Source organism: Solitalea koreensis, assembly GCF_900182575.1.
Classification (GTDB): Bacteria; Bacteroidota; Bacteroidia; order Sphingobacteriales; family Sphingobacteriaceae; genus Solitalea; species Solitalea koreensis.
Map to the genome: position 1 here is coordinate 20,899 of NZ_FXSZ01000008.1, position 13,795 is coordinate 34,693.

The 13,795-nt window shown below is 38.2% G+C and carries 12 protein-coding genes; 2 read left to right on the plus strand and 10 right to left on the minus strand.

What is annotated here, in order from left to right; translation table 11 throughout:
- Window positions 1-227: 227 nt before the first annotated feature.
- A complete protein-coding gene (locus FN756_RS11835) occupies window positions 228-608 on the plus strand; it encodes a VOC family protein (protein ID WP_142604326.1) in 381 nt (126 codons plus the stop codon).
- A gap of 101 nt (window positions 609-709) precedes the next feature.
- On the opposite strand, the gene FN756_RS11840 is transcribed toward FN756_RS11835, so the two are convergent.
- Together FN756_RS11840 and FN756_RS11845 are read right to left on the minus strand one after the other, a co-directional pair.
- A complete protein-coding gene (locus tag FN756_RS11840) occupies window positions 710-1,750 on the minus strand; it encodes a methyltransferase (protein ID WP_142604327.1) in 1,041 nt (346 codons plus the stop codon).
- A gap of 300 nt (window positions 1,751-2,050) precedes the next feature.
- Window positions 2,051-3,940: a glycoside hydrolase family 97 protein gene (locus tag FN756_RS11845; RefSeq protein ID WP_142604328.1), complete on the minus strand. Its 1,890-nt coding sequence runs from the start codon at window positions 3,938-3,940 to the stop codon at window positions 2,051-2,053.
- Between the two features lie 337 nt (window positions 3,941-4,277).
- On the opposite strand from FN756_RS11845, the gene FN756_RS11850 reads away from it, so the two are divergent.
- The gene (locus FN756_RS11850) at window positions 4,278-4,574 is read left to right on the plus strand and encodes a Dabb family protein (protein WP_142604329.1); all 297 of its coding nucleotides are present in this window, start codon (window positions 4,278-4,280) and stop codon (window positions 4,572-4,574) included.
- 162 nt (window positions 4,575-4,736) lie between these two features.
- Here the strand turns inward: FN756_RS11850 and FN756_RS11855 are convergent, their stop codons facing one another.
- From FN756_RS11855 to FN756_RS11890, 8 genes are all read right to left on the minus strand, one after another.
- On the minus strand, window positions 4,737-5,498 hold the full coding sequence (locus tag FN756_RS11855) for an MBL fold metallo-hydrolase (protein WP_142604330.1): 762 nt from the start codon (window positions 5,496-5,498) through the stop codon (window positions 4,737-4,739).
- A 121-nt stretch (window positions 5,499-5,619) separates the two neighbouring features.
- The gene (locus FN756_RS11860) at window positions 5,620-5,892 is read right to left on the minus strand and encodes a hypothetical protein (protein WP_142604331.1); all 273 of its coding nucleotides are present in this window, start codon (window positions 5,890-5,892) and stop codon (window positions 5,620-5,622) included.
- Window positions 5,893-6,041: 149 nt separating this feature from the next.
- A complete protein-coding gene (locus tag FN756_RS11865; protein ID WP_142604332.1) occupies window positions 6,042-6,695 on the minus strand; it encodes a LolA family protein in 654 nt (217 codons plus the stop codon).
- A 66-nt stretch (window positions 6,696-6,761) separates the two neighbouring features.
- A complete protein-coding gene (locus FN756_RS11870) occupies window positions 6,762-9,263 on the minus strand; it encodes an FtsK/SpoIIIE family DNA translocase (protein WP_142604333.1) in 2,502 nt (833 codons plus the stop codon).
- Window positions 9,264-9,467: 204 nt separating this feature from the next.
- Window positions 9,468-10,874, minus strand: coding sequence for a UDP-N-acetylmuramate--L-alanine ligase (locus FN756_RS11875; protein WP_142604334.1), 1,407 nt, complete (start codon window positions 10,872-10,874; stop codon window positions 9,468-9,470).
- A 30-nt stretch (window positions 10,875-10,904) separates the two neighbouring features.
- Entirely contained in the window at window positions 10,905-11,741 is an 837-nt protein-coding gene (gene prmA / locus FN756_RS11880) for a 50S ribosomal protein L11 methyltransferase (protein WP_142604335.1), read from the minus strand.
- A 57-nt stretch (window positions 11,742-11,798) separates the two neighbouring features.
- Window positions 11,799-12,575 carry a triose-phosphate isomerase gene (tpiA, locus tag FN756_RS11885; RefSeq protein ID WP_142604336.1) on the minus strand — a complete coding sequence of 259 codons (777 nt, stop codon included), beginning with the start codon at window positions 12,573-12,575 and terminating at the stop codon, window positions 11,799-11,801.
- A 4-nt stretch (window positions 12,576-12,579) separates the two neighbouring features.
- The gene (locus tag FN756_RS11890; RefSeq protein WP_142604337.1) at window positions 12,580-13,761 is read right to left on the minus strand and encodes a putative sugar nucleotidyl transferase; all 1,182 of its coding nucleotides are present in this window, start codon (window positions 13,759-13,761) and stop codon (window positions 12,580-12,582) included.
- Window positions 13,762-13,795 lie beyond the last annotated feature (34 nt).

Below are 13,795 nucleotides of genomic sequence, written 5' to 3' on the forward strand. Positions count from 1 at the left end.
TGGACAGCATATTTTAAAACCAGTCCTTTCCTTATAAAAGTCTAGCTAGAAATTTACCCGGGATAAGCAGTTGGCCATATTTACCTATAATGTAGCCGCCTTCAGCAATTACCAAACACGACAACATTGTTACAAAACTGATTGAAAATCAAAACTATAAATCACTCAACATTGATTAAATTAAACCAACTAAAATCAATTGTATTCATCTTCTAAAACAAAAAACTATGGACGGCACAAATGCTCTTAATTGGTTTGAAATATCGGTAAGCGATATGGAGAGAGCCAAAAAATTCTATGAAACCATCTTTGGAATTCAGCTTGAAACCATGGACATGATGGGTATGCAAATGGCCATGTTCCCGGCAGATGGCATGAATGGAAAAGTAGGAGGAGCTTTGGTAAAAGGAGATATGCACAAACCGAGCGCTGATGGGGTTGTAGTTTATCTGAATGCAAATCCCGACTTAGCCGTACCCCTTGGAAAAATTGAAGCTGCCGGAGGCAAAGTGGTAATGCCTAAAACTGAAATCGGACCCGAAATTGGACACATGGCATTTTTCATGGATACCGAAGGTAATCGAATAGCATTACACTCTAATAAGTAGATTTCAGTTTACTGCAAATGGTAAGGCCCCAGTGATTAAACTGAGGCCTTTTTACTTATAATAACATTTACAGTCTTCGCGATTAATCGAGACCTTATTACTTATTTATAGGCTATTACCGCACTTGACGGACCTGTAAGTGGCATGATGGATGTCGACTTGAAACCAACTGTTTTTGCCCAATTATTAAAATCTGCAAAGGTGTAATCAAATCCCTTCCCTGTTTCAACAAGCATATTAAGGCTCATCATCATACCAAAAGCATTCTTATTTCTTTCATCGTCAATAATACTTTCAATCACTACAAATGCACCACCATCCGGCAAGGCATCGTATGCTTTTTTCATCAACATCAATTTTGTTTCCTCATCCCAATCATGGAGTATATTTCCCATTACTACAATGTCGGCATAGGGAAATTCGTCTTTAAAAAAATCGCCAATAGCAGTTTTTACACGGTCCTGCAACTGATAGTGCTGTATAGTGGCGTTGGCGATAGGTTCTACCGCCGGCAGATCAAAAGTAACACAGTGCATATGCGGCTGATGTTTCGCCACCAAAAGCGAAAGCAAACCAGCGGAACCGCCAATATCTACCAATGTTTTCAATTTTGAAAAATCGAACTTTTGAGAAAATGCCATGAAATTCCCCATTTGAATGCCACTCATTGCCTGAATGAATTCTTTTAATCGGTCTTGATCAGCATAAAGTGCATCAAAAGGATTTTCACCGCTTTTAACTTCGTTTTGAGGAAGCCCGGTGAGTAACCCCTCTTCCAAATTTCCCCAAAACTGGTACAAACGGTTATTCAGCATTTCAAGCAAGCCACCTATATAAGTTGGCTTTTTCTTGTCCAGAAAAAAATCGGTATTGCTACTATTGGAATACCTGGCAGTTGCTAATAAACCTTCTCGATTCAGAAACCCGAATGTGGTTAGCGCATCCAGAAAATCATACACATTACGGTCGGTACATTTCAAGCCCAAATGTGCTTTGATCTCGACAGCTGACATCGATTTCTTTTCGGACAATGTGGTAAACAGTTCAAATTTCACTGCTGCTAACAGAATTTTGGAAGCCCAAAAACCTGTACCTATTTGCATGATGCTTTCCGGAGTTGCCTGAGGCTGATTGTTTTCCATTTTTATTTTTGATTATCAGTTTAATTAATCTAGCAAAAAAAAATAACAAGCTGCAATTAAAGATAATGCAAGTCTGAAGACATGTTAGATTATTTCACACTAGTATTCCGAAAAGGAAGACTGGTGTAAGGGTGGAATAAATAAATTCCGTAAAGCGGAGTTAGCATCATTTTTTATTACATTTTTTTTAATCTCAGGCAATTCCACTATTTGGCCAACTTTGATGTGTGTAGTACTCATAAAATAACCCTCAACAAAAAAGCAACGGTTCTGTTGTTGTTATTAATCGTGGTTTTTCACCTAACTTTTTAAGCGTGCAACAAAACCTCCCACAGGTGTTAATTTAATAGTTAATACGTCATTAGGAGATAATATTTCTTCGCGACGGTCTACGCTAGTATTGCTATTTTTATCGTCGTAAATCAAGGTTGCTTTAGCCTGTTTTTTAAGAAAATCCAAAGGTATTTTAATTTCTCTTTCAGTAGCTCCATTCATTACGCCAACCCACCAGGTATCGCCTTTGCGGCGCGCATAGGCAACTACCTCTCCAATCTCGGTGCACGATAATACTTTAGTTTCATCCCAAAATGTTGGTATCTCCTGAAACAGATCAAACATTGGGCTTTCGAGATAAAATTTATACTGGTCGGCAAAATGTACAATGGGCGAAAGATTTACTATTGCCTGTGAAAATTCGTGAGCCCATGTAAATTTTCTGGTGGTTAGTTGTTCAGGATCTAACATAACCGGGGTAATATCTGCCGCACCGGCAAGTAAACGGGTAAACGGCAGGGTTACATCTTGCTCTGGAGGGGCCACCCTTTTGTATTTTGTCATGTGATATTCGTTACCACGAACCGCCTCTCGTGTAATATCATTGGGATAAGTGCGTGTTAATCCTGTAGGTTTTGCGCTTCCATGAAAGTTCAATAGCAACTTCAGCTCGGCACAATCTTGCATACTAGCCATATACCACTTCATGATATCAGATGTTGGATTTGGTACAAAGTCAATTTTGATTCCAGCTGCTCCAACAGCTTTAATCTTTTCTAAATAGGTTCTACGTTTTATTGCATCCCGCATTTCTTTAGAGTCAACCCATACCAGTGTTTTAACACCAACACTTTTTCCGTAGGCAATGGTTTCTTCCAACAGTTGCCACTGATCTTTACCAGGTTTACTCCAGTCACGCCATCCGTCATCAATAAGATAGTATTCCCATTTCAATTTTACTGCTGCATCATACCAGTTTTTCTGATCTTCAAAAACAGGTTTGCCAACACTCCACCATTGCCACATACAACGACCTGGTTGTACCCAGGAAAAATCCATTCCTTTGGCGGGAGCAGGGCATAGGTTCTTTAATAAATCAGAATTAACTAAATCTGTTAATTTTTTTGCAATAATTGTTGTACGCCAAGGAGACACTTTATACCCTAAATAAGTACCTGCCAAAACAGAAGGTCTGTCATCAATTCTTCGCTCGACATCCCATCCATCATTGGCAGATGGAAAATTTGCTTTCAGCATATTGCCATTTCGTACAAAAGCCATATCGGAAAAGCTTTCACAATCGGCTTCGGAAATAGAAAGAAAATGCCCATTAACTTCAAAGGTAACAGGCCCGGCCAAAGCTTCATTTTGTGGGACTTTTTCTAATGCTGTTGCATGGCTAAGTTCCTCATAACTTTTAACATAATCGGCCCATACCACCTTACTTGTGCTTTTTGGGAGATTCCATGAAGTGTTTTCGCTATTAATGTGAGCGGAGCCAGCAGGTAAAGTATAACGAATACCAACCCCGTCGTTATAGACACGCACAATAAGCTTATAGGACTTCCCTGCTGTTTCGACAGGTATTTCAGCTTCATTAGCGTGATTAAATGCCATCGGATGACTTCCGAAAATCGAATAACTTTCATTTATTTTACGAAGAGTGGGCTTTGATACAATTTTTGCACCATTCCCTAAATCAATATTATCAACTACCAGCCCTAAAGGAGATGTTTCTAACACCTGAACACGATCAGATTTAATTGAGTAGGCTAGTCGACCTTCAGTTGTAGTAAAAACCAAAACAGAAACCTTTTTGTCTGGGCTTACTATTTCAATTTTATTTGCAGCAAAAGTTGCATTTATTGCTATGATTAAAAGGATGAATGTAATAATTGCTTGGGTCGTTTTTTTCATATTTTCAAATTGTTATTCATTTTTTGATTCGCCACGGTAATTAATGAGCTAAAAATCATCTTTCGCAAATAATTCAAATTCTAAATTCTTATAAGCATAATACAATTCAAAATAAATTTTGAATTACAAACATTACAAATCCAGATGAACGAGGATGATGCAATAAAAAAATCTCCAGAAAAGTTTAATTTATAAGCATTTATTTAAGAAATATCTGTCAACCTATTTTTAGGTCGTCAGCGTGACAACATAAAATAAATTCTTAAAAACAAACACCAGTTCCCCTCTTAAAATTCTCTTTCTATCTTTGGCTCATTAAAATTATACTATAGAATTCATGCTTACTCATCACGTATTATTTTGGCTAAAAGAGGCCACTACAGCTGAACAAAAAACTGCTTTCCGCGCAGGTCTTGAATCTTTACAAAAGGTAGAAACCATAAAATCAATGTACATTGGCACACCAGCCCCTATTGAAAGAGCGGTGGTTGATACTTCGTATACATTTTCGTTGCTTATCCTATTTGATGACCTTGCTGGTCACGATGTATACCAGGTGCATCCAATTCATAAAGCCTTTTTGGATGAATTCAGAGGCTTATTTGAGAAAGTAGTGATTTACGATGCTCAATAAATTGTGTTGATTTAATATCATCCGGTGACATTTAAAACGCTGCGAATTCAGCACCTCTGCATGAAAAAATCAAATGCTCGCAGAGGCGCTGAAGTGCAGAAAAAGAAAGCTAAAAGAGCAAAGTTGAAAGTGTAAAGGGTGGTTAGACTACAAACCTTTTAACTAAATATCGAGAACCAGGCCGTCATAAGCTAATTTAATTCCAGCCGGCAGTTCTTTTTCTATATCAGCATGCTTGCCCAAACGATGGCTGATATGCGTAAAATAAGTGGTTTCGGCACCAATTTCCTGAGCCATGGCGATGGCTTCTTCCAATGTAAAATGCGATACATGAGTATGCAATTGTAAAGCATTCAATACAACTATCTTTGAACCTTTTACCTTTTTCAGTTCATTGGGTGCAATTGTTTTTGCATCCGTAATGTAGGTAAAATCACCAATACGATATCCCAAAACAGGTAATTTATAATGCAACACTTCAATCGGAACAAACTTGATTCCATGAACATGAAAGGGCTTATTTTGAATTTCAATCAGATTAACCTTAGGAATGCCGGGGTATTTAATGGTGGCGAAAATATAGGCAAACTCCCGAATAATGGCTTCCTGCACGCGGTCGGTAGCATAAATATCTATTTCGCGACCATGCTTAAAATTGAATGCGCGTACATCATCCAGACCTGCAACATGATCTTTATGTTCGTGTGTAAAAACAATGGCATCTAACTTTTTAACCTTTGCTCGCAGCATTTGATAACGAAAATCAGGACCAGAGTCAATCACTATAGATGCATGTTTGTCTTCAACCCAAATAGAAGAACGCAAACGCTTATCACGGGCATCGGCAGATGTACACACATTACAGTCGCAAGCAATTACTGGTACGCCCTGTGAAGTTCCGGTGCCTAAAAAGGTGATTTTCATTTTTTTGGGGGATTACAGGTTATTGAGGTAAAAGATTAATGACAAAAGAACCAAGGCTAAGACACAAGACATAAAAATCAAGACTCAGGACTAAAATCAATAATAGATGGTTATTAACCAACTACAACTCCAGTTCCATTTGTTTCAGATTCAAATAAAATGCTTTCTGTTTATCATCGAGCAATGATTCATCCGCCGGCACTTGTTTAATAATTTCAGCTAAAGCATTAATTTTTTGTTCCAGCGTAATGAATTTATTTACCACCACTACTTTGGTTTCTTGCAATAAACACGCTCCCGACTTAAAATTACCTTTTTCATAACGCACCTTGTATTCCAAGTCGCGCAGCAGCGTTTCCAATTTCTCTAAAGTATGATTTGTAATAGTAAGCATGCGTATTTTTTGTTATTCGTTATTGTTGATAATGGTCTCAAAGACCTAATATAAAAAATCCCAAATACTAAATAGAATTTGGGATCTCAAGGCCGATAGTTAAACGTTAATACAGTTTCATATTTCTGATAACCATTAACTAATATAGGTTATCGAAGATCGACTACTTCAACTCCAGGGAATTTTTTCTTATCAAATGCGAAGAAAGCATCATCTACTTTAGGATTCGGTACGAAAACTTTCACTTTGTAAGTATAACGATTCCCGTTTTTATCGTAGATTTTAATCTGTTTTAGTTGTTGCATTTTTTTATCGACCATTAGCTCGATTTTGAAAAACTGCTTTGTCCCGATTGGAACCAAATCAATCATTTGCACAGCTACTCCGCCAACCTTACTTTCTCCTTTTAAAATGTACTTATAGCCTTTTTCGTAGATGGTGAAAATATCAACTGGATTTAATCCTTCTCCGTTCTTTTCAATGTTATTGATTTGGATCTCTTTTGAATCTTTTAAATACGTATATGACAATTTACCGTCACTGAAGATTTCGGTTCCTGCCAATAGCACTTTGTATTTATTCGACTTCTGTTTTATATACAGCGTTCCGTTTTGAGTTTCGCTGATCTTTTCTTCTGGATTTTCGAGCGTATATGCAAAATCGGTTTTAATTGCGGCGTAAGAACGATACTTTGCACTCACTCCATTCAAAATATCTTTAGCCTGTTTCTCTGCTGGAGATTGAGCAAAAACCGCAACAGACGTTAACAATGTAATTCCTGTTGCTAAAAGTATTTTTTTCATTTTCTTGATTTATAAATTAACGAATAAAAAAGCTAATTCGTTTTTCAGCCGCAAAAATAAGGATTTTTATTGCTTGGAATTAAGACTTTCTAAATATTGCTCTAATGAATACTCATCAGGATAGCGCACTTCGCGCGCTTTACTGCCTTCAAACGGACCAACAATACCCGCGGCCTCTAATTGGTCAATAATTCGTCCGGCACGGTTATACCCCAATTTCAGCTTACGTTGAATAAGCGATGTAGAACCCTGCTGATGGATAACGACCAAACGAGCTGCCTCTTCAAAAAGTGCATCTCTTTCGCTAGCATCAAAGTCTTTTACAGCACCTTCACCATCTTCGCCAACATATTCAGGTAACTCATAAGCACTTGGATAACCGCGTTGCGAACCGATGTAATCAGTAATTTTTTCTACTTCAGGTGTATCAAGGAATGCACATTGCAAACGAATCAGATCGGCACCGGTTGAAAACAACATATCTCCTCTACCAATTAATTGATCGGCACCACCCGCATCCAAAATAGTTCTAGAGTCGATTTTAGCCGTAACCCTGAAAGCCAAACGCGCCGGGAAGTTGGCCTTGATAATACCAGTAATTACGTTTACTGAAGGGCGTTGAGTGGCAATTACCAAGTGGATTCCAATAGCACGCGCCAACTGAGCCAAACGTGCAATAGGGGTTTCCACCTCCTTACCTGCTGTCATAATCAGGTCGGCAAACTCATCAATTACCAAAACAATGTATGGCAGGTAACGGTGACCTTCGTTCGGGTTTAACCTGCGTGAAATAAATTTCTGATTGTATTCTTTGATGTTACGTACCTGCGCATGTTTTAACAAATCGTAGCGATTATCCATCTCGATACATAGAGAATTCAAGGTATAAACTACCTTTTTAGTATCCGTAATAATAGCATCGCCCTCACCCGGTAATTTGGCCAGAAAATGACGCTCAATCTTCTTAAACAGCGTTAACTCCACCTTTTTAGGGTCGACGAATACGAATTTAAGTTGCGACGGATGTTTTTTGTAAAGCAAGGAAGCAATCAGTGCGTTAATCCCCACGGATTTACCCTGACCAGTAGCTCCAGCCATGAGCAAGTGAGGCATTTTGGATAAGTCGGCTATGTAAACCTCATTAGAAATTGTTTTACCCAAAGCAACCGGCAAATCCATGCCGTTGTTATTGAATTTCTCTGTTGCCAGTATGGAGCGCATCGATACTAATTCAGGATTCTGATTAGGAACTTCAATACCAATGGTTCCCTTTCCAGGAATTGGCGCAATAATACGAATACCCAAAGCGGCCAAACTCAAGGCGATGTCATCCTCCAGATTTTTGATTTTGGAAATACGAACGCCAGGGGCCGGTATAATTTCATATAAGGTTACCGTTGGACCAATTGTCGCTTTGATCTTTTCAATATCAATACCATAGTGACCAAGCGTACTAACGATTTTATTTTTATTTACTTCCAGCTCCTCTTGGTTCACATGGATCTTATTGCTTCCATGATTATCCAGTAAATCAAGGTGAGGAAATTTATAATTAGAAAGATCAAGTGTAGGATCATATTCGCCATGATCTCTTACCAGGGTTTCAGCTAATTTTTCATCTTCCGTAGGTTCAATACTTAAAACGGCCTCGGCAACAGGTGTAACCGGCTCCAGCTCAGGAGCTGGATTTAAAGTTACCGGCACATAAGTATCATCGAAATCTATTTCAAACTTGCTATCTAACTCTATCTCTGTTGGTTCGATGTGAGGTAAGGGCTCTAGCTCTCTAACCAAGGTTACACCAAATTCAATTGGTTCAGAAACCAGCTCCTCTTCCGGGTTAATTTTGTTTGAAGCCGGCACAATTTCCATTTCCTTTTCTTTTTCTACTTTGGGTTTAGGAGAAAAATCAGGATTGAAAGCTACAATAACTGCAACAAGTGATGCAAACGAGAGTAATCCGAGCGTTCCAGTTTTCCCGATCGTAGCACTTAGCCAAACATTGGTTTGGAAACCAACAACACCTTCAAGAAAATGAGGAACAGGGTTAAAAAAGCTATTAAAAAATCCTAACAGGACCGACGTCAACACCAGAAAGAAAAATGAATATGCTACCGCTTTACCGATAGGCACTAGGGACACTTTAAACAATAAGCGATATCCCAATACAAAAAAGCCAAAAATAAAAATGAATGAGGCCACACCAAACCATTTGTAAATAAACTGATGAGCGATCATGGCTCCCCATAAACCCATCCAATTTTCAACAGGATGCTCTTGTGCAAAGAAGATTTTACCCCATGTTAAATCACGAACAACACTTTGATCTTCTTCCCAGGTTAGTACATACGAGGTAAAAGCAACCAAAAAATAGATGGAAATAATCAACAATGACAATCCTATGATCTTAATCAATCGTGGATCATTGAACACAGGAAGCTTGAAGCCGCCCGTTTTAGCAGAAGCTTCTTCGACTTTTTTCTTCTCAACAGGTTTGTTTTTTTTGGTAATTTTCTCTTCCTGTATATCTAACGTATCGTTTCTCAGTCGGTTACTACGGTCTTGCATTCGAATAAAATATCTTCAAATATAAAAAAAGAGTCGATAGTGTGAAGACTGATTCGGATTCTGAAAAAGCAGAAATTAGGAGGTGTTTTTTAAGAATCGAGGAACACTGTTTCTATTCCTGATTAAAGGTGATATGGGCTTTAGGCGAGAGCCTGAAATAGCAGTCAGATATAGGAAATCCCAACATCTGACTGCAAATTATGTCTATTTCGAACGTTCTATAACTTCCTGAGCCAGTTCACTAAAATCGACTCCGTCGAAATTTCCTGAACTCATGAGCAAGAGATTGGTATTCTTCCAATTCTTCGACAACAAGTACGCTTGTAGTTTGGCTGAATTGGTAAACACCTGCACATTGGGAGAATTAAATGCCGCTTTTACCTGTTCTTCAGTAATCGGATCCAGTTTTTTATGTTCCAAGGTATGATGGTTAAAATAAACCAAGGCTTCATCGGCTATGGCCATAGAACCATCATATTCATTCAAAAATGTCTTATTCAAACTGCTAAAAGTATGCAGTTCCATACATGCAATTAACTTCCGATTGGGAAATTGAGCTTTAACAGCAGCAGTTGTAGCTTTTAATTTAGAAGGTGAATGTGCAAAATCTTTGTAAACCGTTACCAATTCATTTTTATCGACCAACTCCAATCGTTTTGAAGCACCTTTAAAAGAAGATATCGCATTGTAAAAGTCTTCATCAGCAACACCTAACTGTTTACAAACTAAACGCGCGCCGGTTAAATTCATTAGGTTATGTTCTCCAAAAATGGAGAGCGAAACCTCCCCGAATGGAGTAATCAATTTGGTAATTCCGTTGTCAATTATATGCTCAGGTAAATCATAAGGCAATAATGTGAACCTTGATTTTTGAGATTTACTTAAAGCAGAGGATTTGGAAGATAAATTATAAGACTCCACCAATTTCTTCAGTTCAGCATCTTTTTCACAGTATACCAGTGAACCGCCTTCCTGAATGGTGTCTAGAAAAAGCTTGAATTGTTCAAGGTAATTCTCAAACGTGGGAAAAACGTTGATATGATCCCAGGCGATGCCGCTTAACAAAGCAATGTTTGCCTGATAGAGATGAAACTTGGGCCTGCGATCAATTGGCGAGGATAAATATTCATCTCCTTCGATAATCATAACAGGAGCTTCTGCTGTAACTTTCACCATGGTATCGAAACCGGCAAGCTGCGCTCCCACTAAATAATCACAATCAACTTTACATGCCTGCAATACATGAAGAATCATAGCTGTAATGCTTGTTTTCCCATGACTACCGCCAATTACTACACGCGTTTTGTCTTTTGATTGTTCGTATATGTATTCAGGATAAGAGTAGATTTTTAAGCCCAGTTCTTGTGCGCGTATTAATTCAGGGTTATCAGCACGAGCATGCATTCCTAAAATAACGGCATCTAAATCGGCATTGATTCTTTGGGCATCCCAACCAATAGATTCAGGCAATAAGCCATGTTTAGCCAACCTGGTTTTTGAAGGTTCAAACACTTCATCATCTGAACCAGTAACGTGATAACCTTTTTTATGTAAAGCAATGGCGAGGTTATGCATAGCACTTCCTCCTATTGAGATAAAATGAACGCGCATTAAGAGTTGATTGATTTGTTATTCTATTGACTATTTAACAAACTTTGCTGCCACCCATTTATTTTTCTGGTAATGACTAATGTATTTCAAATCGTATTTAGCGGCTTCTTCCTGAATCATGGCCAAATCAGGCTCTAAATAAAATCCGCTCAGAAACAATTCACCGGATTCATTCAGCATTTCTGCATAATGAGCCATATGGGCCAGTAAAATATTACGATTAATATTGGCAAGAATAATATCGAAACCCGTATCATCAACCTCATGAATATCACCTTGAGCAGCCCTGATATTATCGATATCGTTTATTTGAGCATTTTCAGTTGTACTGCTCACACAAACCTTATCAATATCAACGGCCAACAATTCACTAGCACCTAATTTAGCAGCTAGAATTGCAAGAATACCCGAACCACAACCCATATCAAGAATCTTCTTTCCTTCAACTTCAGTTTGTAAAAGATATTCTGACATTAAAAAAGTGGTTTCATGATGGCCGGTACCAAAGGCCATTTTCGGATCAATAACGATCTCCAATGGAAACTCCGGTTTGGGATCATGAAAAGTAGCCCGGATGTATAACTTGTTTGCAACTGCAACAGGTTCAAAATTACTTTCCCATACCTCATTCCAGTTTTTAGCCGGGATAAGATTTACAAAATAAGAGAAGGTAAATTGACCATCATACACCGAAAGACGTTGCTGCATGAGCGGTTCATCGAACGACTCTGCCGGAATGTATGCTTTAAACCCTAAATCGGTTTCCTCAAAGGTGTCAAAACCAATTTCGCCTAAATCAGCAATTAAAATATCACGGATATATTCTTCAGGGTCAACTATAGTGAAAACTAATTCTAAATAATTCATCGGTCAATAATTAATGAAATACAACCACCATCATCTTTTGGTCCATTCAATAACTAATTATGCATTATATGCTTTAATAATATCTGTAAAATCACGCGACTTCAATGATGCACCACCAATAAGCCCACCATCAATATCAGGTTGAGAAAATAAATCATGTGCATTTTTAGGATTACAGCTTCCTCCGTATAAAATGCTTACTTCTTCTGCAGTTTCTTCATCATAACCTTCAGCAATTATTGATCTGATAAAAGAATGAATTTCCTGAGCCTGCTGAGGAGTAGCTGTTAGTCCGGTGCCGATTGCCCAAACCGGTTCATAAGCAATAACAACTGTCTTCAAAACGGTTTTTATCAAATGAAACAGTCCTTCTTTAAGCTGGTTTTTTATAACCTCAAAGTGCGTATTTGTTTCTCTTTCTTCTAAAGTTTCCCCAATACAAAAAATTGGAATCAATTCATTGCTTAAGGCAATATCAACTTTCTTTGCTAGCATTTGGTTGCTTTCTTTGAAATATTGACGACGTTCAGAATGTCCCAAAATTACGTAATCAGCACCTGCCGAACGGATCATTTTAGCAGAAATTTCACCGGTGAATGCACCTGATTCTTCCCAAGCACAGTTTTGAGCGGCAAGTTTAATTTTGCCATCCACTGCAGAGCCGGTTTTTAGCTGATCAAGTGAATAAATACTAATAAAAGGGCTCGCAATAATCACGGTTGCATCATTATTCACCTCGTCAGCAACCATATTTTGTACTTCAGTGAACAATTTAAGTGACTCTTGAAGGTCATTGTTCATCTTCCAGTTGCCGGCTACGATTTTCTGTCTCATATTACTATTTTCTGTTTGTATTTGTTAGGTTAAAAACTTCTTCAAGTATACGTTTTTCTTCGGCATTGAGCATAGACTTTTTACTATTCATCATGCTATCAAAATCATGAAATGCTTTCTCCAATCTATAATCAATCCTGTTTTCAGTGGTGAACCATAAAAAGTCCGGAATAAATTTCGGCAGCAATCCGGATCCGGCAATATTACATCCCACGCCCACCACTGTACCTGTATTAAAGGAGGTGTTTATTGCACATTTGGAATGGTCGCCCATAATCAAACCTATTTTCTGTAGTCCTGATGGCTTAAAATCGGCTAAAGAATAATCCCAAACTTTCACTTCTCCGAAATTATTTTTCAGGTTAGAATTATTGGTATCGGCTCCTAAATTACACCACTCTGCGATTACTGAATCTCCCAAATAACCCTCATGGCCTTTATTTGAATTTCCGAAGATAACTGAGTTTTTCACTTCTCCACCTACTACCGTATTGGGCCCAAGCGTTGTCGATCCGTATATTTTCGTTCCCATTTTCACAACTGAACCTTCGCAAGCAGCAAACGGACCTCGAATCATGGCGCCTTCCATGATCTGTACATTTTTTCCAATATAAACCGGGCCTGTTGTGGTGTTAATGATTGCGCAATTCACTTCTATTCCCTCTTCAACAAAAAGCTGATTACCAAGAACTGTATTGGTATCATTTAACTTCTCCGAAATTCGATTCTTGGTTAATAATTCAAAATCAGAACGCAATGCTTGATGGTTGAAAGTAAAAATATCGGAAGGCTGCTGAATGAGTATTAGTTCATCCCTATATGGTTCGGCATTTAGGGGAATTTGCTCAGGATTAAAAGTTTTCAGTTGGTCTTCATCCAAACGAATGGCTAGCAATTTCGTACCGGAAACCAATGCCTGATTGGCCGTAAGACTCAAGACTTTTGAAACAAATGGCTCAGTAGGAACAATTGATGAATTAATCAATAAATTGGATTCATCCGTTTTAAGTTTGAATTTAGCCGATAAATAAGGTTGCGTTAAACAAGAAACCTCTCCCGAAAGATGTCGCTCCCACTTTTCTTTAATGGTTAGAATTCCAATGCGAATATGAGAAACAGGACGAGTAAAGGTTAAGGGACGAAGTTGTTGCCAGGCTATGTCGTCGAAGAGAATCAGGTTGAGCATTCAACAAAAATAAAAAAGTCCGCCAATGTTGATT

Bases quoted from the DNA above. Each gene is read 5' to 3' on its own strand.
- FN756_RS11835 (WP_142604326.1), top strand. From the start codon at position 228: ATGGACGGCACAAATGCTCTTAATTGGTTTGAAATATCGGTAAGCGAT.
- FN756_RS11840 (WP_142604327.1), bottom strand. From the start codon at position 1,750: ATGGAAAACAATCAGCCTCAGGCAACTCCGGAAAGCATCATGCAAATA.
- FN756_RS11845 (WP_142604328.1), bottom strand. From the start codon at position 3,940: ATGAAAAAAACGACCCAAGCAATTATTACATTCATCCTTTTAATCATA.
- FN756_RS11850 (WP_142604329.1), top strand. From the start codon at position 4,278: ATGCTTACTCATCACGTATTATTTTGGCTAAAAGAGGCCACTACAGCT.
- FN756_RS11855 (WP_142604330.1), bottom strand. From the start codon at position 5,498: ATGAAAATCACCTTTTTAGGCACCGGAACTTCACAGGGCGTACCAGTA.
- FN756_RS11860 (WP_142604331.1), bottom strand. From the start codon at position 5,892: ATGCTTACTATTACAAATCATACTTTAGAGAAATTGGAAACGCTGCTG.
- FN756_RS11865 (WP_142604332.1), bottom strand. From the start codon at position 6,695: ATGAAAAAAATACTTTTAGCAACAGGAATTACATTGTTAACGTCTGTT.
- FN756_RS11870 (WP_142604333.1), bottom strand. From the start codon at position 9,263: ATGCAAGACCGTAGTAACCGACTGAGAAACGATACGTTAGATATACAG.
- FN756_RS11875 (WP_142604334.1), bottom strand. From the start codon at position 10,874: ATGCGCGTTCATTTTATCTCAATAGGAGGAAGTGCTATGCATAACCTC.
- prmA (WP_142604335.1), bottom strand. From the start codon at position 11,741: ATGAATTATTTAGAATTAGTTTTCACTATAGTTGACCCTGAAGAATAT.
- tpiA (WP_142604336.1), bottom strand. From the start codon at position 12,575: ATGAGACAGAAAATCGTAGCCGGCAACTGGAAGATGAACAATGACCTT.
- FN756_RS11890 (WP_142604337.1), bottom strand. From the start codon at position 13,761: ATGCTCAACCTGATTCTCTTCGACGACATAGCCTGGCAACAACTTCGT.